The 18675-nt window shown below is 66.3% G+C and carries 22 protein-coding genes; 12 read left to right on the top strand and 10 right to left on the bottom strand.

Annotation, left to right across the window (positions count from 1 at the left end; all coding sequences use genetic code 11):
• Positions 1-12: 12 nt before the first annotated feature.
• Entirely contained in the window at positions 13-276 is a 264-nt protein-coding gene (gene rpsP, locus QTH90_RS25245; RefSeq protein WP_028248676.1) for a 30S ribosomal protein S16, read from the bottom strand.
• Between the two features lie 165 nt (positions 277-441).
• Here rpsP and QTH90_RS25250 point away from each other — a divergent pair, with 165 nt between their 5' ends.
• Positions 442-963 carry a GNAT family N-acetyltransferase gene (locus QTH90_RS25250; RefSeq protein ID WP_286667309.1) on the top strand — a complete coding sequence of 174 codons (522 nt, stop codon included), beginning with the start codon at positions 442-444 and terminating at the stop codon, positions 961-963.
• Positions 960-1412 (top strand): TM2 domain-containing protein, encoded by a 453-nt coding sequence (locus QTH90_RS25255; RefSeq protein ID WP_286667310.1) that lies wholly within the window; start codon positions 960-962, stop codon positions 1410-1412. Before QTH90_RS25250 ends, QTH90_RS25255 begins: the two co-directional genes overlap by 4 nt.
• 4 nt (positions 1413-1416) lie before the next feature.
• Here QTH90_RS25255 and QTH90_RS25260 read toward each other — a convergent pair whose 3' ends face one another.
• From QTH90_RS25260 to hda, 5 genes are all read right to left on the bottom strand, one after another.
• Complete coding sequence (locus QTH90_RS25260; RefSeq protein ID WP_286667311.1) at positions 1417-2427, bottom strand: inorganic phosphate transporter; 1011 nt, start codon at positions 2425-2427, stop codon at positions 1417-1419.
• Positions 2428-2442: 15 nt separating this feature from the next.
• Positions 2443-3087 carry a DUF47 domain-containing protein gene (locus QTH90_RS25265; RefSeq protein WP_028248672.1) on the bottom strand — a complete coding sequence of 215 codons (645 nt, stop codon included), beginning with the start codon at positions 3085-3087 and terminating at the stop codon, positions 2443-2445.
• A 93-nt stretch (positions 3088-3180) separates the two neighbouring features.
• Positions 3181-3639: a 2-amino-4-hydroxy-6-hydroxymethyldihydropteridine diphosphokinase gene (gene folK, locus QTH90_RS25270; protein ID WP_286667312.1), complete on the bottom strand. Its 459-nt coding sequence runs from the start codon at positions 3637-3639 to the stop codon at positions 3181-3183.
• Positions 3636-5219, bottom strand: a complete 1584-nt coding sequence (pcnB, locus tag QTH90_RS25275; protein WP_286667313.1) for a polynucleotide adenylyltransferase PcnB — start codon at positions 5217-5219, stop codon at positions 3636-3638. The genes folK and pcnB overlap by 4 nt, the downstream gene beginning before the upstream one ends.
• A 30-nt stretch (positions 5220-5249) precedes the next feature.
• Entirely contained in the window at positions 5250-5936 is a 687-nt protein-coding gene (gene hda, locus QTH90_RS25280; protein ID WP_286667314.1) for a DnaA regulatory inactivator Hda, read from the bottom strand.
• Positions 5937-6134: 198 nt separating this feature from the next.
• Between hda and purM the strand changes: the two genes are divergently transcribed.
• The 5 genes from purM to QTH90_RS25305 all read left to right on the top strand — a co-directional run bounded on the left by purM (position 6135) and on the right by QTH90_RS25305 (position 10555).
• Positions 6135-7175, top strand: coding sequence for a phosphoribosylformylglycinamidine cyclo-ligase (purM, locus tag QTH90_RS25285; RefSeq protein WP_286667315.1), 1041 nt, complete (start codon positions 6135-6137; stop codon positions 7173-7175).
• A gap of 14 nt (positions 7176-7189) precedes the next feature.
• Complete coding sequence (locus QTH90_RS25290; RefSeq protein WP_286667316.1) at positions 7190-8248, top strand: AI-2E family transporter; 1059 nt, start codon at positions 7190-7192, stop codon at positions 8246-8248.
• A 113-nt stretch (positions 8249-8361) separates the two neighbouring features.
• Complete coding sequence (locus QTH90_RS25295) at positions 8362-8940, top strand: isochorismatase family protein (RefSeq protein WP_286667317.1); 579 nt, start codon at positions 8362-8364, stop codon at positions 8938-8940.
• Positions 8931-9551 (top strand): DJ-1/PfpI family protein, encoded by a 621-nt coding sequence (locus tag QTH90_RS25300; RefSeq protein ID WP_286667452.1) that lies wholly within the window; start codon positions 8931-8933, stop codon positions 9549-9551. Before QTH90_RS25295 ends, QTH90_RS25300 begins: the two co-directional genes overlap by 10 nt.
• Positions 9533-10555, top strand: coding sequence for a GlxA family transcriptional regulator (locus QTH90_RS25305; RefSeq protein ID WP_286667319.1), 1023 nt, complete (start codon positions 9533-9535; stop codon positions 10553-10555). Before QTH90_RS25300 ends, QTH90_RS25305 begins: the two co-directional genes overlap by 19 nt.
• Positions 10556-10569: 14 nt before the next feature.
• Here QTH90_RS25305 and QTH90_RS25310 read toward each other — a convergent pair whose 3' ends face one another.
• From QTH90_RS25310 to murJ, 3 genes are read right to left on the bottom strand one after another with little or no spacing between them, the layout of a single operon-like run.
• Entirely contained in the window at positions 10570-10989 is a 420-nt protein-coding gene (locus QTH90_RS25310; protein WP_286667320.1) for a bleomycin resistance protein, read from the bottom strand.
• Positions 10989-11840 carry a SirB1 family protein gene (locus tag QTH90_RS25315; protein ID WP_286667321.1) on the bottom strand — a complete coding sequence of 284 codons (852 nt, stop codon included), beginning with the start codon at positions 11838-11840 and terminating at the stop codon, positions 10989-10991. Before QTH90_RS25315 ends, QTH90_RS25310 begins: the two co-directional genes overlap by 1 nt.
• 55 nt (positions 11841-11895) lie before the next feature.
• On the bottom strand, positions 11896-13461 hold the full coding sequence (gene murJ / locus QTH90_RS25320; protein ID WP_286667322.1) for a murein biosynthesis integral membrane protein MurJ: 1566 nt from the start codon (positions 13459-13461) through the stop codon (positions 11896-11898).
• 118 nt (positions 13462-13579) lie between these two features.
• Here murJ and rpsT point away from each other — a divergent pair, with 118 nt between their 5' ends.
• Complete coding sequence (gene rpsT / locus QTH90_RS25325; RefSeq protein ID WP_286567397.1) at positions 13580-13894, top strand: 30S ribosomal protein S20; 315 nt, start codon at positions 13580-13582, stop codon at positions 13892-13894.
• Positions 13895-14019: 125 nt separating this feature from the next.
• On the opposite strand, the gene QTH90_RS25330 is transcribed toward rpsT, so the two are convergent.
• Entirely contained in the window at positions 14020-14355 is a 336-nt protein-coding gene (locus QTH90_RS25330; protein WP_286667453.1) for a DUF3579 domain-containing protein, read from the bottom strand.
• 162 nt (positions 14356-14517) lie between these two features.
• Here QTH90_RS25330 and QTH90_RS25335 point away from each other — a divergent pair, with 162 nt between their 5' ends.
• The 4 genes from QTH90_RS25335 to kynU all read left to right on the top strand — a co-directional run bounded on the left by QTH90_RS25335 (position 14518) and on the right by kynU (position 18666).
• Entirely contained in the window at positions 14518-15723 is a 1206-nt protein-coding gene (locus QTH90_RS25335) for an aspartate aminotransferase family protein (protein ID WP_286667323.1), read from the top strand.
• Positions 15720-16649, top strand: a complete 930-nt coding sequence (gene argF, locus QTH90_RS25340) for an ornithine carbamoyltransferase (RefSeq protein WP_286667324.1) — start codon at positions 15720-15722, stop codon at positions 16647-16649. Before QTH90_RS25335 ends, argF begins: the two co-directional genes overlap by 4 nt.
• 80 nt (positions 16650-16729) lie before the next feature.
• Positions 16730-17374, top strand: a complete 645-nt coding sequence (kynB, locus tag QTH90_RS25345) for an arylformamidase (RefSeq protein ID WP_286667325.1) — start codon at positions 16730-16732, stop codon at positions 17372-17374.
• Positions 17371-18666 carry a kynureninase gene (gene kynU, locus QTH90_RS25350; protein WP_286667326.1) on the top strand — a complete coding sequence of 432 codons (1296 nt, stop codon included), beginning with the start codon at positions 17371-17373 and terminating at the stop codon, positions 18664-18666. Before kynB ends, kynU begins: the two co-directional genes overlap by 4 nt.
• The last annotated feature ends 9 nt before the right edge of the window (positions 18667-18675 follow it).

The following is an 18675-nucleotide window of genomic DNA, read 5'->3' on the forward strand; positions in this document are numbered from 1 at the left end:
CGGGCCGGCGGCTTAGGCAGCCGCCTTGGGGGCGGCAGCCGCGGCCTGCTTGATCAGGCGGGTCACCGTCGGGGAAGCTTGAGCGCCAACGCTCTTCCAGTAGGTCAGGCGATCCTGCGCAATGCGGATGCTTTCTTCATTTTCCTTGGCGGTCGGGTTGTAGAAACCCAGGCGCTCGATGAAACGGCCATCGCGGCGAACGCGCTTGTCCGACACGACGATGTTGAAAAACGGACGGCCTTTGGAACCGCCGCGGGAGAGTCGAATGACGACCATGATTTATCCTTCGGGTGGTGCAGCAAACCCGAAAAGGTTCGCCCACAGTGTTCTTCCAGCGTCGAGACACGCGACATGGCCACCCGGCCAGCGACACGCTGAAAAGCCCACGATTATAGCCCGCACTCCATTTTTCCCATCCTTGGCCTCGCCAAGCGTTCCTGAATGACCCTGATCCGACCCAGCCGCGACGAAGATGTCGCCGCCATCACCGCCATCTATTCCCACCATGTGCTGCACGGCACAGGCACCTTCGAAACCGAACCGCCGACCGCCAGCGACATGGCGGCCCGCCGGACCGACGTCCTCTCCAAGAACCTCCCCTACCTCGTTGCAGAACGCGACGGCGAGCTCCTCGGCTTCGCCTACTGCAACTGGTTCAAGCCGCGTCCCGCCTACCGCTTCTCGGCCGAAGATTCGATCTACCTCGCCGACGGCGCGCGCGGGCAAGGCCTCGGCGCCATCCTGCTGGCCGCACTCGCCCAAGCCGCCGAATCCGTCGGCGTGCGCAAGCTGATCGCAGTGATCGGCGATTCCGCCAACGCAGGTTCCATCGGCGTGCACCGCGCGCAAGGCTTCAGCCACGTGGGCGTGCTGAAGGACTGCGGCTGGAAGTTCGGCGAGTGGCGCGACGTCGTGCTGATGGAAAAGGTATTGGGCGAAGGCAGCTCGACCCGACCCGAATGAAAAACAAGACCGTGGCTGCGTGGCTGGCCTTCCTGGGCGGCCCGCTGGGGCTGCACTGCTTTTATCTTCGCGGCTTTTCGAGCCTGCCCGGATGGCTGCTCCCGATTCCGACTGCTCTCGGGCTGTACGGCATCGAGCGCATCCGCCTTCATGGCCTCGACGACGGCTTGAGTTGGGCACTGGTCCCGCTGCTCGGCTTCACCATCTCCGGCTGCGCGCTCACCGCCATCGTGTATGGATTGATGTCGCCGGAAAAATGGAACGCCCGCTACAACCCGGGGCGTGCCGACAGCGCGGACACCACGGCGGGCAATACGAACTGGCTCACCATCGGCGCGGTCGTCCTGGCACTGTTCTTCGGCAGCACCATCCTGATGGCCAGCCTGGCATTCAGCTTCCAGCGCTACTTCGAGCACGAGATCGAAGCGGGCCGGAAGATCTCGCAATAGCCGATCAGAAGACCTGGATACCGATCCAGTAGGCGATCGCGGCGACGAAGGCCGAGGCCGGGATCGTGAAGATCCAGGCCCACACGATGTTGCCGGCCACGCCCCAGCGTACCGCGCTTGCGCGCTGTGCCGAGCCCACGCCGACGATGGCGCCGGTGATGGTGTGCGTCGTCGACACCGGAATGCCCAACGCCGTCGCGAAGAACAGCGTCAATGCCCCGCCGGTTTCAGCGCAGAAACCGCCCACGGGCTTGAGCTTGGTGATCTTCTGCCCCATGGTCTTGACGATGCGCCAGCCCCCGAACATGGTGCCGAGCGCGATGGCGGTGTAGCAACTCACGATCGTCCAGGTCGGCGGCGCAGCCGCGTCGGCGGCGGCGTAGCCGGTGGCGATCAGCAGCATCCAGATGATGCCGATGGTCTTCTGCGCGTCGTTACCGCCATGGCCCAGGCTGTAGGCGCCTGCGGAGACCAATTGCAGCCGCCGGAACCACCGGTCCACGCGCGACGGCGTGGAGCGCCTGAAGGTCCAGGCCACCACGACCATCATCATCGAGCCCAGCAGGAAGCCCAGAAGCGGCGAAACGAAGATGAACGCCACCGTCTTCCAGATGCCCGAGGCGATCAACGCGCCCGAGCCCGCCTTGGCGATCACCGCGCCCACGATGCCGCCGATCAGCGCATGCGACGAACTGCTGGGAATGCCGTAGTACCACGTGACGAGGTTCCAGCTGATCGCGCCGACGAGCGAGCCGAAGACGACGTGCACGTCGACGATTCCCGGCTGCACGATGCCCTTACCGATCGTCGCAGCCACGCTCAGGTGGAACACGAAGATCGCGACCAGGTTGAAGAAGGCCGCAAAAACGACCGCCTGGCCGGGCTTGAGAACACCGGTCGACACGACGGTGGCGATCGAATTCGCCGCGTCGTGAAATCCGTTCATGAAGTCGAAGGCGATGGCCAGCGCGACCAGCACCACTACCACCCAGAGGGCGACCTGCACCGTTTCCATTCGAAGCCCGCGGTATCAGGAGTTCTCGAGGACGATGCCCTCGATCACGTTGGCGACGTCTTCGCACTTGTCGGTGATCGTTTCGAGCAGCTCGTAGATGGCCTTGAGCTTGATGACCTCGCGCACGTCCGGCTCTTCGCGGAACAGCTTGCTCATCGCGCTGCGCATCACGCGGTCGGCGTCCGACTCGAGCCGGTCGATTTCTTCGCAGGTCTTGAGCGTCGCCTCGGCCGTTGCCGGATCGGTGATCTTGCCGAGGAACTTGACCGCGTCCTTCACCCTTTCGCAGCACTTCACGCTGAGCATGGTGAGGCGTGTGATTTCCTCGGTCATGTGACGCACGTCGTAGAGCGCCATGGTTTCAGCCGAATCCTGGATCAGGTCGGCCACGTCGTCCATCGTGTTGATCAGCTTGTGGATCTGCTCACGATCGATCGGCGTGATGAAGGTCTTGTGGATCAGGCGGTTGACGTCATGCGTCACGCGATCCGCCGCACGCTCTGCGTTGTCGACATCGCGGTTGTACTGCTCGCGCAGGTGCAGATCGTTGTAATTGGCCACCAGATGTTCGAAGGCGCGCGCGGCTTCGACGATACGGTCGGCGTGCTGATTGAACATCTCGAAAAAATTCCCCTCGCGGGGCAGCAGCTTGCCGAACATGGCGCTCTCCTGGGTTCGCGGTGGTCACAGCGCAGATGTGTGACACCTTCGTGAAAAACCGCGCAAGTGTAATGGGCGGGCCTGAACGCGCTCTCAGAGCCGCTCGATCCGTTGGTCGGCCACGTGGGCGATCTGCTCGCTCGTGACTTGATCCGGCGCGATTTCGGCGAGCGGCAAGAGCACGAATGCGCGTTCGTTCATGCGCGGATGCGGAAGCGTGAGCGTTTCGGTTTCCATCGCGACGTCGCCGTGGCGCAGCAGGTCGAGATCGAGGGTGCGCGGCGCATTCCGGTAGGGGCGCTGGCGGCCTGCAACGGCCTCCAGGCGGTGGAGTTCGGCCAGCAGCGCGTGCGGGTCGAGGGCCGTCTCCAGCGCCACGACGGCGTTGATGAAATCCGGGCCCGTCGCATCGACCGGAGCTGTCCTGTAAAGCGACGAACGCTCAGTCACGCGTGTTTCCGGCAAGGCTGCGAGCTCGGCCATGGCTCGCTCCACGGTCTCGCGCGCGTCGCCGAGGTTGGCGCCGATCGCGACGTACGCCCGTGCGGTCATTCCGCGGAGGCGCCGCTGCCGGCCTCCCCGCCGCCGGTGCGCGGCTTGCGGCGACGGCGGCGCTTGCGCGGTGCGGAGGCGATCTCGCCGTCCGGCGGCAGCGCCGGTTCGGCCTCCGCCTTGGGCGCAGCCGCCCGATGGCCGGGCGACGAATCCGCCTGCGCGCGCGCCGGCACGCGTTGGCGCGTCTTCTTCTGCTGTTCGTCGCGCACCTGGTCCATCAGGTCCTGGCGGCGAACGTCATCGGCGGTGCTGAATTCCTGCCACCACTCCGCAATCGCCTCGCCGACTTCGCCGACGTCCGCACGCAGCCGCATGAAGTCGAAGGCCGCACGGAAACGGGCCTGATCGACCAGGCTGTACGGCGTGGCACCGCTGCGCTTGTCGAAGCGCGGCTGCATCATCCAGATCTCGCGCATGTCGGCCGCCAGCTTGCCGCGGCCCGAGACGTCGCCGATGCGGGCGTTGAACACATCGTCGATGGCATCCTGCAGCGCCGGGAAAGGGGCTTGCGGGCGCTGGCCGTGCCGCGAATCCATGCGTTGCGCCCAGCCGTCGCGCACGTCCGCCCACAGCACGCAGGCCAGCAGGAAGCTCGGCGCCACGGGCTTGCCTTCGCCGACGCGGCGGTCGGTGTCGACCAAGGCTGCGTTGACGAAGGGTTGCTCGGCGCGCTCCACCACGACATCGAGCAATGGATAGATGCCTGTCGCGAGGCCCAGCTTGCGCAGTTGCGCCACGGTCGCGACGGCATGCCCGGTCTGCAGCAACTTGAGCATCTCGTCGAACAGGCGGCTTTGCGGCACGTCGGCCAGTAGCCGGCTCGACTCGACCAGCGGCGCCGCCGTCTTGGGTTCGAGCTTGAAGCCCAGCGCAGCCAGCTTGGCCGAAAAACGGATCGCGCGAATGATGCGCACCGGGTCTTCGCGATAGCGCGTGATCGGGTCGCCGATCATGCGCAGCGTGAGCTTCTTCGCGTCCTTGATGCCGTTGTGATAGTCGACCACGATCTGGCTGGCCGGGTCGTAGTACATCGCGTTGACGGTGAAGTCGCGTCGCGCCGCGTCTTCTTCCTGCGGGCCCCACACGTTGTCGCGCAACACGCGGCCGCTGGCGTCCACGGCATGCTTCATGCCGGCGAGCTCGCCCTTGCTGGTGCGTTCGTTGCCGGCCACCTGTTCGGCGCCTGCGCTGTCCATGTAGGCGCGGAAGGTCGAGACCTCGATCACCTCGTGGTCGCGCCCGCGCCCGTACACCACGTGCACGATGCGAAAGCGCCGGCCGATGATGAAGGCCCGACGGAACAGGCTCTTGACCTGCTCGGGCGTGGCGTTGGTCGCAACGTCGAAGTCCTTGGGGCGCAGGCCCAGCAACAGATCTCGCACCGCGCCACCGACCACGTAGGCTTCGAAACCGGCACCCTGCAAGGTGGTGACCACGTTCTTCGCGCGCTCATCGACCAGTGCCGGGTCGATGCCGTGCACCGAGGCGTCGACCTCCTGGCGTTTGCCTAAACGGGCCTTGCCGAGCGGCGCATCGCCGGATTTGCCGAGGAGTTTGTCGATGAATTTCTTGATCATTGGGAGGGTGGGTTCGGCGCGCAGGGCGTCCTATTCATTTTCGAGCATCGACCGGATCAGCGGGATGGTGATCGCCCGCTGGGTCTGCAAGGCGTAGCCGTCGAGCTGCGTGAGCAGCTCCATCAGGCTTCCGAGGTCGCGGCTGAATCGATGCAGCATGTAGTCGAGCACGTCGTCCGACAGCATCACGCCGCGGCTGTCCGCAGCGTGGCGCAGGACCGCGCGACGCTCGGTTTCGCTCAGCACCTGCAAGTGGAACACATGGCCCCAGCCGAGCCGCGTGCGCAAGTCCTCGCGCAGCGGCAGATCGGCCGGCGGCACGGCGCCCGCCGCGACGACGCCGCGCTGAAGGCTCTGGGCGTTGACGAACCAGTTGAAGGCCGCGTGCTGCTGGACCGCGGTGAAGAGATGCACATCGTCGAGCAGCACGGCACCCCATCGTTCGTCGAATTCAGGCGGATTCGACATCGCAGGAGTCAGCCAGCCGACGCCGGCACCCTGCTCGCGCAATGCGCCGCCGACGGCTTCGAGCAGATGGGACTTGCCGCAACCGCTGTCGCCCCAGAGATAGGTCGGCACCGGCGAATGGAGCGTGGGCGCGCGGGCATCGCCGACCCACAATGTCAGGTGCCGCAGCGCCGGCTCGTTCGGACCGGCGAAGAAGTCCGCGAGCGTCGGACCGGTCGCCAGGCCGATATCGAGCGCAAGTTGCTTCATGCCAGGACCGCCGCGAGCGGCTGAGGGGGCGCGGATGACGCGAAAGAAGGGTTCATGGGGCAGGACTGACAAGCCTGAGGGAGGGGGAGCCGACGAGCGCCCTTAAAATCGTGGCGAATTCTATCGGCCCGACTGCATCGGTTGCCGGCGTCATTGTCCTCCTCCTTCCGCCCATCCCCTCCTCCAGTCCGGCCTGCCATGAACTCCAACTCCACCACTCCGCTCAGCTACAAGGATGCGGGCGTCGACATCGACGCCGGCGACGCGCTGGTCGACCGGATCAAGCCTCTCGCCAAGAAGACGATGCGCGAGGGCGTGCTGGCCGGCATCGGCGGCTTCGGCGCCCTGTTCGAAGTGCCCAAGCGCTACAAGGAACCGGTCCTGGTGAGCGGCACGGACGGCGTGGGCACCAAGCTCAAGCTCGCTTTCGAATGGAACATGCACGACACCGTGGGCATCGACCTAGTGGCTATGAGCGTGAACGACGTGCTGGTGCAGGGCGCCGAGCCGCTGTTCTTCCTTGACTATTTCGCCTGCGGCAAGCTGGACGTGGACACGGCCGCGGCCGTGGTCGGCGGCATCGCCCGGGGCTGCGAGCTCAGCGGCTGCGCGCTGATCGGCGGCGAAACGGCCGAAATGCCGGGCATGTACCCGGCCGGCGAGTACGACCTGGCCGGCTTCGCGGTCGGCGCGGTCGAGAAGTCGCTGATCCTGACCGGGCAAAACGTCAAGCCCGGGGACGTGGTGCTGGGCCTGGCTTCGGCCGGTGTGCATTCCAACGGATTCAGCCTGGTACGCAAGGTGATCGAGCGCGCGGGCGACGCCCTGCCCGCGACGCTGGACGGCAAGCCGTTCCGCGAAGCCGTGATGGCACCGACCCGACTCTATGTGAAGCCGGTGCTCGCCGCGCTCGCCAAGCACCCGATCAAGGCGCTGGCACACATCACCGGCGGCGGCCTGCTCGAAAACATTCCGCGCGTGCTGCCCGAAGGAACTGCGGCCCATCTGCGCAAGGGCAGCTGGCCGCAGACCGAACTCTTCGCCTGGTTGCAGAAGGTCGCCGGCATCGACGACATCGAGATGAACCGCACCTTCAACAACGGCATCGGCATGGTGGTGGTGATCGACGCGGCCGAAGCCGCCGCCTGCGCTGCCACGCTGCGCGCTGCGGGCGAGACGGTGCACGAGATCGGCGTCATTGCCGAACGCGGGGCCGACGCGCCAGTCGTCGTCGCCTGAACAGCTTGCGCCGCGTGAGCGAGCTGACCCGCACCCCTTCGCGTTCCCTGGTCACGGCGAGCTATCTGCTCATTGCCGGGACTCTGCTCTTGATCATGTGGCAGGGCTTGCTGCCGGGACTGCTGTGCGTGTGCATCGGCTTTCTCGGCACGCGCTGGATCGCCCGGCTGCTGCATTCGGGCCTTCGCCGGTCGCCAAAGATCAGCGCGAACGACCCGGGATGGGCCATGACGCCGCCGTTCCCGCGCGTCACCGCGGCGACCTTCGTGATGCTGGCGCCGATCGGGCTTCTCATCCTCGGCTTTTCGGAGGCGCGCGAATTCGTCCTGAACGCCCCGGAGCAGTACCAGGAACTGCTCGACTTCGTCGCCCGGACGGTGCTGGAACTGCGCCTCAAGCTGCCCCCGGACATCGCCGCCTATCTGCCGGAAGGTGCCGCGGAGGTGCAGCGGACGATTGCCGGCTTCCTGCGTGCGCAGGCCGGCTCGCTCGCGCTGACCGGCCGGGCCTGGCTCGGCGGGCTGCTGTTCGCCTATGTGGGCCTGATCATCGGATCGCTGGCTGCCATCGCCACGCAGGTCCCGTCACGCCGTCCGCTGGCCCAGCAACTCAAGGAACGCATCGTCCTGTTCGGCGAGGCCTTCGGGCAGATCGTGGCGGCGCAGTTCTGGATCGCAGCCTTCAACACGTTCCTGACGGCCATCTTCCTGCTGTTCCTGCTGCCCGCGTGGAAGATGGAACTGCCCTACACACCGGCGCTGATCACCCTGACCTTCGTCGCCGGACTGGTGCCGATCGTCGGCAACCTGATCTGCAACACGGTCATCACGCTGGTGGGGCTGTCGGTGTCGCCCATCGTCGCGCTGGCCTGCCTCGCGTTCCTGATCCTGATCCACAAGGCCGAATACCTGATCAATGCCAAGGTGGTCGGCAGCCGCACGCAGATGGCGGTCTGGGAGCTTCTGGCGGTGATGTTCGTGGCCGAAGCCGTGTTCGGACCGGCCGGCCTGGTCGCGGCACCGCTGTTCTATGCGTACCTCAAGAAAGAACTGAAGGCGGCAGGACTGGTCTAGGCGAAAGCCATGTCCTGAATTGATCGATTCACGTCCGCACCAGCACGGACGGATGGGCTTCCATCCCTGAAAATTCGGCGCATCATCCAACACTCGCCAGGAGTCGCCGCGCCATGAAAAGCTGTCTGATTGTGATCGATGTGCAGGAGTCGTTCCGCCACCGTCCCTACTTCGACGAACGCGGCCTGCCCGCTTTTCTCGGCGCCCAGAACGCGCTGATTTCCGGCTTTGCGGCCGCAGGCGCGCCTATCGTGCGGGTCTTCCACACCGACGGACCGGCCGTGGCGAGCAATTCCTTCGCCGTCGAATCGGGTCATGTTCGACCGCTCGAAGGACTGGCCGGCTTCGAAGCCGCGGCCACTTTCAACAAGCGCCGCCACAGCGCGCTGGTGGGCACCGGGCTGGACGTCTGGCTCACACAGAACCGCATCGGCCGCCTCGTCATCAGCGGCATCCGCACCGAGCAATGCTGCGAGACGACCGCGCGCCACGCCTCCGACCTCGGATGGCAGGTCGACTACGTGCCCGACGCCACGCTGACCTTCGACATGGTCCAGCCCGACGGCAGGCCGCTGACTGCGGCCGACATCATGGCGCGGACGGCCACCGTGCTCGATGGCCGATTCGCGAAGATCTGCGGCGTGGACGAAGCACTCACGCGCCTCGACGCCAGCACGAAGGAATCTGCGTGAACCCCACCTTGCGCGTCGCGATCCTCGCGTTCGACGATGTCGAAGCGCTGGATCTCGCCGGCCCGTACGAGGTCTTCACCACGGCCAGCCGCATGGGCCAGCGAGCAGCCCCCGACGCGCCGCCGTGCTTCGAGGTGACTTGCGTCGCGCGCAGCATGGCACCGGTGCGCATGCGGGCCGGGCTCGCCGTTCTGCCGGGGCATTCGTTTGCCGATGCGCCCCGTGCGGATGTCCTGATCGTGCCGGGCGGCGTGGTCGATACCGCGATGGAATGCAGCGCCACGCTGGAGTGGATCGCACGCGCCAGCCGCGATGCCCGCATCACCGCGTCGGTTTGTACCGGCGCCTTCCTGCTGGCGGCCAGCGGCGTGCTGCGCAGCGAGCACATCATCACGACCCACTGGGAAGACATCGCGGACTTGCGCACCCGGTTTCCGTCGCTCAACGTGCAGGAAGGGCCGCGCTGGATCGATCAGGGCAGCATCGTCACGTCCGCCGGCATCACCGCGGGCATCGACATGAGCCTGCACCTGGTGGCCCGGCTGGCCGGCGACGCGCTGGCCCAGCGCACCGCACGACAGATGGATTTCGCATGGACGAGGCCCGATTAGCCGGCGACCCGCCCATCCGGGTCGTCTTCGCGCTGCTGCCTCATAGCCTGATCCTCGATTGGGCGGGCCCGGCGGAAGCGCTGCGCATCGCCAACCAATTGCTGGTCGCAAGCGGCAGGCCGGCCCGCTTCGAACTCGTCTTCGCGAGCCCCGAACCGACGTCGACGAGTTCCGTCGGCGTCGCACTCGCGGGGCTGCAGCCGCTGCCACTCCAATGGGATGCTCCGTCGTGGGTGGTGCTGGTCGGGCTACCGGGGGACACGGTGGCTGTCGACAACGAGCCAGCGCAGACGCTGCTGCGCTGGTTGCGCGGTCTGCGGCTCGAAAGCGGCCGGCTCGAACTCGTCACGATCTGCGCAGGCACCCTTCTCGCGGCCCATGCGGGCTTGCTGAACGGACGTCGCGCGACGACGCATCATCATCATCTGGACGAACTGCGACGCGTCGACCCACGCTGCGAGGTGGTCGCCAACCGCGTCTTCGTCCTGGATGCGCCGCTCTACAGCAGTGCGGGCGTCACGACGGGCATCGACCTCGTGCTTCACCGCATCGCCGAAACCTGCGGCGAATCGCTCGCGGCACGCGTGGCGCAGACCATGGTCGTCGCCATGCGGCGCGGCCCCCACGACCCGGAGTTGTCGCCCTTCCTGGCCTATCGCAACCACCTGCATGCCGCCCTGCACCGCGTCCAGGACGCGGTGAGCGAACGCCCGCAAGACGAGTGGTCCGTCCCCCGCATGGCCGACGTAGCCCACACATCGCCGCGACACCTGACACGTCTTTTCGTCGAGCACGCCGGCGTAGCGCCATTGACCTACCTGCGTCGCTTGCGTCTCGCGACGGCGCAACTCGCCCTGCGATCAGGCGCCAACGTCACCCGGGCCGCAGACATCTCGGGCTTCGGCTCCGACACCCAACTGCGCCGAGCATGGCGCCAGTTCGGCCTCCCCGGCTCCCCTTCAACCCAGGACAGCAGCCCGCAAGAGGTGCACGCCAACGCGTGAAACACCGCGGGAATCTAGAGGTACCCGCAAAAGCGAAGGACGTGCCCATCGGGTTCGCGGATCGCGAACTCGCGCAGCCCCCAGGGCTGGGAGGTCGGCGGTTCGATCACCGTCACGCCGCGCTTAACGTAGGCCGCGTGCAATCCGTCGACATCGCGCCCCACGTGAATCACGATCTCGCCACGCCAGGGGCTGGCCTCGCGCCGGCCGCACTGCCAGAGGCGCAGGTAGACGGGGTCCCCGTAGCTGCGATCACCCTTCTTCACCCGCGCATAGCTCGGAGGCTCGCCAGCGATGAAGTCGAGTTCGAAGCCGAGCACGTCGCGGAAATAGCGCGCCGCGCGCGTGACATCGGCCACCGGCAGCACAGGTTGAATGCCATGGAATTCATGCAGCGTCCCGAGGTCCACCGCCGAAGCCTTGACAGGCTCCATCAGTTTTCCGCCCGGCGGAGCGCCGCCACGCGCTCGGCGATGGCATCGATGTCGAGCGCGTCTTCGGCGTGCGCCAGATAGGTTTCCAGGTCGCGCACCGCGGGCGCGCAATTGCCCTGTTCCGCATGCGCCAGGCCGCGGTCGCGATGCTCGCCCCACGCTTCGGGCAGCAGGGCGATCAGGCGGTCCTGCACCGCAATCGCGCGCTGCCAGTCTTCCTGCGCGTGGTGAATTTCCTTCAGGTTGCGCAACATGCGCCCGATGATTTCGCGCGGCGTCGCAGGCTGCAGGTAGAGGCCGAGCGGCACGTCGAAATCACCCACCAGGCCATTGCTGCGCTTGTAGGGCTCCAGCCGTTCGCTGAGTTCCTCGCGCGAAAGCGACTTGCCGGTGAAAGGATCGATCACCACCTGCCCCTTCGGCAGCGTGACCTTCAACATGAAATGGCCCGGAAAACCCACGCCGCGTGCTTGCAGGCCAAGGCCCTGTGCGAGTTCCATCCACAGCACGGCGAGCGAGATCGGAATGCCGCGCCGGGTGCGCAGCACCGCGTTGAGGTAGCTGTTGTCGGGATCGTAGTAATCGTTGACGTTGCCGCCGAAACTCAGGTCATGAAAGAAGAACTGGTTGAGCGCCCGCAAACGCTGCAGAGGAGCCGCATCGGCCGGCAGGCGCCGCTTGAGACGGGCGAGCAACTGGTCGACGTCGCCAAGCACCTGCTGCACGTCGAGTTCGGGATATTCGTCCTGTGCAAGGCTGGCCGCCGCTTCGAGCAACGGAAACTGCTCGTCGCTCTTCACGAGTGAATTGAAGTACTCGAGAGCAGTGGGCGTCGAGAAGCTGAACGTCATGTGGCTTTGTAGAGGAGCAATCGGAGAGCGTCAAGGCGGTAACGCCGAAGTGCAATCAGCGCCGCACGAAGGTGCGAAGCTTCAGGCCGGTCATCGCCAGGACGGCGAAATAGAGCAGCGCACCGCCGACGACCAGCGCGGCCAGCAGGCCGATGCGCTGCAGCCGATGTGCCTGCAAGGCGATCCAGTCGAAATGGCGGTCGCCCCAGACGAGCAACACGCCGAGCGCCGCGGTCGCCAGCAGCACCTGGAGGACGAACTTTCCCCAGCCCGGCATGGGCTGATAGCTGCCGCGGCGGATCAGCCCGACCAGCAGCCACAGCGCGTTGACCAGCGCACCGATGCCGATCGTGAGAGTGAGCGCCGCGTGCTGCAGCAGCGGCACCAGGAAGATATTGAGCACCTGGGTCAGCACCAGCACCCCGACCGCGATCAGCATCGGCGTGCGCGTGTCCTGCTTGGCGTAGTAGCCGGGCGCCAGTACCTTGATCGCCACGATGCCGACCAGGCCGACGCCGTAGCCCATCAGCGCCAAACTGGTGCGCTGCACGTGCAGCGCGCTGAACTCGCCGTTGTGGAACAGCACCGCGACCAGCGGCCGCGCAAAGACCAGCAGCGCCAGCGCGCATGGCACTGCCAGCAGCACCACCAGCCGCAAGCCCCAATCCAGCATCGATGAATAGCGGGCGTGATCCTTGGCCGCGCGTGCACCTGCCAGCTGCGGCATCAGCACCACGCCGAGCGCCACGCCGAGCATGGCGGTCGGGAACTCCATCAGGCGATCGGCGTTGGTGATCCAGCTGACGCTGCCGGTTGCCAGGTGGGAGGCGATCTGGGTGTTGATCAGGAGCGAGATCTGCGCGACGCTGACGCCGATCAGCGCCGGCAGCATCAGGCGCATCACGCGGCGCGTCGTCGGGTCGGTCCATGCGGCCCGCAACGCGCCGAAGCTGGCGCCGATGCGCGGCATCATCCCCAGGCCGCGCAGGGCCGGGATCTGGATTGCCAGTTGCAGCAGGCCGCCCACCATCACCCCGACGCACTGGGCATAGATCGGTTCGAACCCGAAACGCCTGAACAATGGCGCCCCGAGCACGATCGCAGCGATCAGCGCCAGGTTCAGCAGCACCGGCGAGGCCGCCGGCACCGCGAATTTGCGCCAGGTGTTGAGGATGCCGCCGGCCAGCGCCACCAGGGACATGAAGCCGATGTACGGGAACATCCAGCGCGTCATGACGACCGCCGCGTCGAAGCCCCGGGGATTCTGCTGGAGGCCGCTGGCCATGGCCCAGACCATCAGCGGCGCCCCGATGACGCCGAGCGCGCAAACCACCACCAGCGTCCAGGTCAGCAGGGTCGCCACGTGATCGACCAGTGCCTTGGCGCCGGCGTCGCCGTGCTCGGTCCTGGAGGCCGCCAGCACCGGTACGAAAGCCTGGCTGAAGGCGCCTTCGCCGAAAACGCGCCGGAACAGGTTCGGGATGCGGAAGGCGACGTAGAAGGCGTCGGTCATCGCGCTGACGCCGAACACCGAGGTCATGAGGACGTCGCGAACGAGGCCGGTCACCCGGGAGGCGAGGGTCAGCAGCGAGACGGTGGAGGCGGATTTGAGCAGGGACACAGGCGGGAAGTGTATGTGGCTGCGCGCCCTCTTCCGGCCGGCAGTGACTGCTCCGCGCCCTTCGCCTATAATGGAGGGCTTTGCTGCATCATCCCCAGACACCTTAGGAAATCAATCCATGGCATCCACCAAGCCCAAGAAGAAGAACCCGCGCCTCGCGTCGGGCCGTAAACGCGTCCGCCAGGACGTCAAGCTCAACGCCGCGAACACCTCGCTGCGCTCCAAATACCGCACCGCCGTGAAGAACGTCGAGAAGGCCGTCCTGGCCGGCGACAAGACCAAGGCGGCAGAACTCTTCGCGAAGGCCCAGAGCATCGTCGACACCGTCGCCGACAAGGGCATCTTCCACAAGAACAAGGCTGCTCGCGACAAGAGCCGCCTGTCGGCCAAGGTCAAGAACCTGGCCCTCGCCCCTGAAAAGGCCGCCGCCTGACGCTTTCAGGCAAACAGCCCGGACCGGTTCGCCAGTCCGCCGTTTGATCGGGGTGCGCTGCAGCAAAAAGTAAAAAACCGCCTTCGGGCGGTTTTTTCATGGGCGCCTCCTTTGCAGGGGGTGCTCTACTTCCTGCGGGCTTCCAGGACCAGTGGCGCATCCGGCACGAGGCAAGCCTCCGCCACCTGGAGCGCGTTGTCCTTCGCGAAATTGAGGCAGAAATCCCAGGCCATGGGCTCGGCATCGCGCAAGGCGCGGTTCACCACGACGCACTTGACCCCGTTGATGACGGTCGGCACGCACCATGGCGAATAGTTGAGGTGGCTTCCGGGCTGCGGCCCGCCCGGGCGGAACGAGCACATGACGCCCGCCAATCGTTCTGCCCAATCGCTGGGGCGAAATGTCCTGCCATCCAGGGTGATGCCCTGGATGAAAACTTCTTTTGCGTCGGGAGAAACCATCAGTCGGGAGAGGAAGGCGCAGGCTCGTGCTGCGCCGCACAACGATTCTATCCGGGGGGTCCCCCGAGTGACATTTGCAGGGGCATTGCTGTGATGCGCAATCCTCACGGAAGCGGTCAAATCACACGCCTAGAATCCGCGTTCCCTTTTCCGGAGAACCGCATGAGCGCCACTGCCGCCCCCTCGTCGCCCCACGTCATGAACACCTACGGACGCCTGCCGATCGCGCTGTCGCACGGCCAGGGCTGCCGAGTGTGGGACACCGAGGGGCGAGCGTACCTGGACGGCCTCGGCGGCATCGCCGTCAACACGCTGGGCCACAACCACCCCGAGCTGGTGCCCGCGCTGCAGGACCAGATCTCCAAGCTGATCCACAGCTCGAACTACTACCACGTACCCGGCCAGGAGCAGCTTGCAACCAAGCTGACGGAGCTTTCCGGGCTCACCAACGCCTTCTTCTGCTGTACGGGCCTGGAAGCCAACGAGGCCGCGATCAAGCTCGCGCGCAAGTTCGGCCATGACAAGGGCATCGAGCGGCCCGAAATCGTGGTCTACGAAGCCGCTTTCCACGGCCGCAGCATCGCCACGCTGTCAGCCACCGGCAACCCCAAGGTCCAGCAAGGCTTCGGCCCGCTGGTCGAGGGCTTCATCCGCGTTCCGCTCAACGACTTCGATGCGCTCAAGAAGGCGACCGAAGGCAACCCGAACGTGGTGGCCGTGTTCTTCGAGACCATCCAGGGTGAAGGCGGCATCAACCCCATGCGCTGGGAATACCTGCGCCAGGTGCGCCAGCTCTGCGACGAGCGCGACTGGCTCATGATGATCGACGAGGTGCAGTGCGGCATGGGCCGCACGGGCAAGTGGTTCGCGCACCAGTGGGCCGGCATCAAGCCGGACGTGATGCCGCTCGCCAAGGGACTGGGCTCGGGCGTGCCGATCGGCGCCGTCGTCGCCGGACCGCGCGCCGCCCACATCTTCGGCCCGGGCAATCACGGTACGACCTTCGGCGGCAATCCGCTCGCCATGCGCGCCGGCATCGAGACGATCCGCATCATGGAAGAGCAGAAGCTGCTCGACAACGCGGCCACCGTCGGCTCGCATCTCAAGGCTGCGCTGGAGCGCGAGTTCGCCGGCCTGTCGGGCGTGAAGGAAGTCCGCGGCCAGGGCCTGATGCTCGGCATCGAGCTCGACCGGCCCTGCGGCGTGATCCTGAACCGCGCGTGCGACGCCGGCCTGCTGCTGAGCGTGACGGCCGACAGCGTGATCCGCCTGGTGCCGCCGCTGATCCTCAGCATTGCCGAAGCCGACGAGATCGTCGCGATCCTGGCGCCGCTGGTGAAGGCCTTTCTCGCGGAGCCGCGGCCATGAGCGACACCCCCGTCATCCGGCACTACCTGCAGTTCTCAGACTTCACGGCCGACGAGTACGCGCACGTCCTCGCGCGCGCTGCGCTGATCAAGAAGAAGTTCAAGGCGTACGAGAAACACCAGCCCCTGGTGGATCGCACGCTGGCGATGATCTTCGAGAAGGCGTCGACCCGCACGCGCGTGAGCTTCGAAGCGGGCATGTACCAGCTCGGCGGCAGCGTGGTGCACCTCACGACCGGCGACAGCCAGCTCGGCCGCGCCGAACCCATCGAGGACAGCGCCAAGGTCATCAGCCGCATGGTCGACCTCGTGATGATCCGCACCTTCGAGCAGACCAAGATCGAAGCCTTCGCGGCGCACTCGCGCGTGCCAGTGATCAACGGCCTGACCAACGAGTTCCATCCCTGCCAGATCCTCGCGGACATCTTCACCTTCATCGAGCATCGGGGCTCGATCGCGGGCAAGACCGTGGCCTGGGTGGGCGACGGCAACAACATGGCCAACACCTGGCTGCAGGCCAGCGAGATCCTCGGCTTCAAGGTGCATGTGAGCACGCCGAGCGGCTACGAGGTCGACCAGTCGATCGCCGGCATCCGCTCGGCCGACAGCTACAAGGTCTTCAAGGACCCGATGGAAGCCTGTCGCGGCGCCGACCTGGTAACCACCGACGTCTGGACCAGCATGGGCTACGAGGCCGAGAACGAGACCCGTCGCGCGGCCTTTGCCGACTGGTGTGTCGACACCGAAATGATGCGCGTGGCCCAGCCTGATGCCCTCTTCATGCACTGCCTGCCCGCGCACCGCGGCGAGGAAGTCGAGGCCGATGTGATCGATGGCCCTCAATCGGTCGTGTGGGACGAGGCCGAGAACCGCATGCATGTGCAGAAAGCGCTGATGGAGTTCCTGCTGCTGGGGCGCCAGACCTGAGCTTCTCGCGTGCGTTGGTGTTTCCATTCTGTTGGAAATAACCGACACCACGAGTCCTGTCGCGGCGCTAACTTTGCGCCATGGACTCAAGACTCTGGGACATCTCCCCGCCGGTGCATGAAGGTGCACCGGTTTTCCCCGGCGACACGCCTTACCACCAGCGCTGGGCGGCGACCATCGCGCCGGGCTGCCCGGTCAACGTCAGCGAAATCACGCTGTCGCCGCACGTCGGTGCGCATGCGGACGCGCCACTGCACTACGACCCGGCCGGCGCAACCATCGGCGACGTCGACCTCACCCCCTACCTCGGCCCCTGCCGCGTGATCCATGCGATCGCGCGCGGGCCGCTGATCGAATGGGCGCACATCGCCCACGCCATCGACGGCCTTCCGCCGCGCGTGCTGGTGCGCACGTACGAGCGCGCACCGGTGGATCGCTGGGACGGCCGGCTCGCCGCCTTTGCCCCCGCCACCATCGAACGCCTGGCGTCGCTGGGCGTGAAGCTCGTCGGCATTGACACGGCGAGCATCGATCCCGCCGACAGCAAGACGCTCGACAGCCACCAGGTCATCCGCCGCCTCGACCTGCGCGTGCTGGAGAACCTGGTGCTCGACGAAGTGCCCGAGGGCGACTATGAGCTGATCGCCCTTCCCCTCAAGCTGGTGAGCGCCGACGCCTCGCCGGTGCGCGCGATCCTGCGTGAACTCACTCCTTCCCGGTCATGACGCTCGACGACTGCAAACGCCTCGACGAGCAGGACTCCCTGGCCGGATTGCGCGACCAGTTCTTCCTGCCCGAAGGAGTCATCTACCTGGACGGCAACTCGCTCGGCGTGCTGCCCAAGGCGGCTCCCGCGCGCATCGCCGAGGTCGTCGCCAAGGAATGGGGTCAAGGCCTCATCCGCTCGTGGAACACTGCGGGCTGGTTCGACTTGCCGCAGCGGCTTGGCGACAAGGTGGCGCGCCTGATCGGCGCAGCGCCCGGAGAAGTCGTTTGTACCGACAGCACATCGGTGAATCTCTACAAGGTGCTGTTCGCGGCACTGAGCCAGGTCCGGCAGGCCGGGGAAGCAGGCAGCCGGCGCCGCGTCGTGCTCAGCGAACGCAGCAACTTTCCCACCGATCTCTACATCGCCGAGTCGCTGTGCCGCGAACGCGGCTTCACGCTCAAGCTGATCGACGCGAGCGAGCTGGCTGCCTCGCTCACCGACGAAGTGGCCGTGCTGATGCTGACCCACGTGAACTACCGCACCGGCGCGATGCACGACATGAAGTCCATCACGGCCGCCGCGCACGCAGCCGGCGCGCTGGCGGTGTGGGACCTTGCGCACAGCGCGGGTGCGGTGCCGGTTGCACTCAACGACAGCAACGCAGACTTCGCGATCGGCTGCGGCTACAAGTACCTGAACGGCGGACCCGGCGCGCCGGCATTCGTCTGGGTCCACACGCGGCACGCCGGCCAGTTCGAACAGCCGCTGTCAGGCTGGTGGGGGCATGCCGCGCCCTTCGAGTTCACGCCGCACTACCGGCCGGCTCCAGGCGTCGCGCGCTATCTTTGCGGCACGCAGCCCGTCGTTGCGCTGGCCAGCCTCGAATGCGGCCTCGACACCGTGCTCGCCGCCGAAGCCTTCTCGGGCGGGCAAGGCAGCATGGCGGCGCTGCGTACCAAATCGCTGGCGCTGACCGATGCGTTCATCGCGCTCGTGGAGTCACGTTGCGCCGGCCGCTTTGCACTGGTGACGCCGCGCGAACATGCCCAACGCGGATCGCAGGTCTGTCTGGCGTTGAGCGATCGCAGCCCGGGCGCTTACGCCATCGTGCAGGCGCTCATCGCGCGCGGCGTGATCGGCGATTTTCGTGCCGGCGACTCGCAAATGCCCGACATCCTCCGCTTCGGCTTCACGCCCTTGTACCTCCGCTTCGAGGACGTGTGGCACTCGGTCGAACACCTCGTGCAAGTCCTGGACGGCGAGGAATGGAAGTGGCCCGAATTCAACCAGAAGCAGGCCGTGACCTGAGCATTCCCA

The sequence above is a fragment of the Variovorax flavidus genome, from assembly GCF_030317145.1.
GTDB classification, from domain to species: domain Bacteria; phylum Pseudomonadota; class Gammaproteobacteria; order Burkholderiales; family Burkholderiaceae_C; genus Variovorax; species Variovorax flavidus.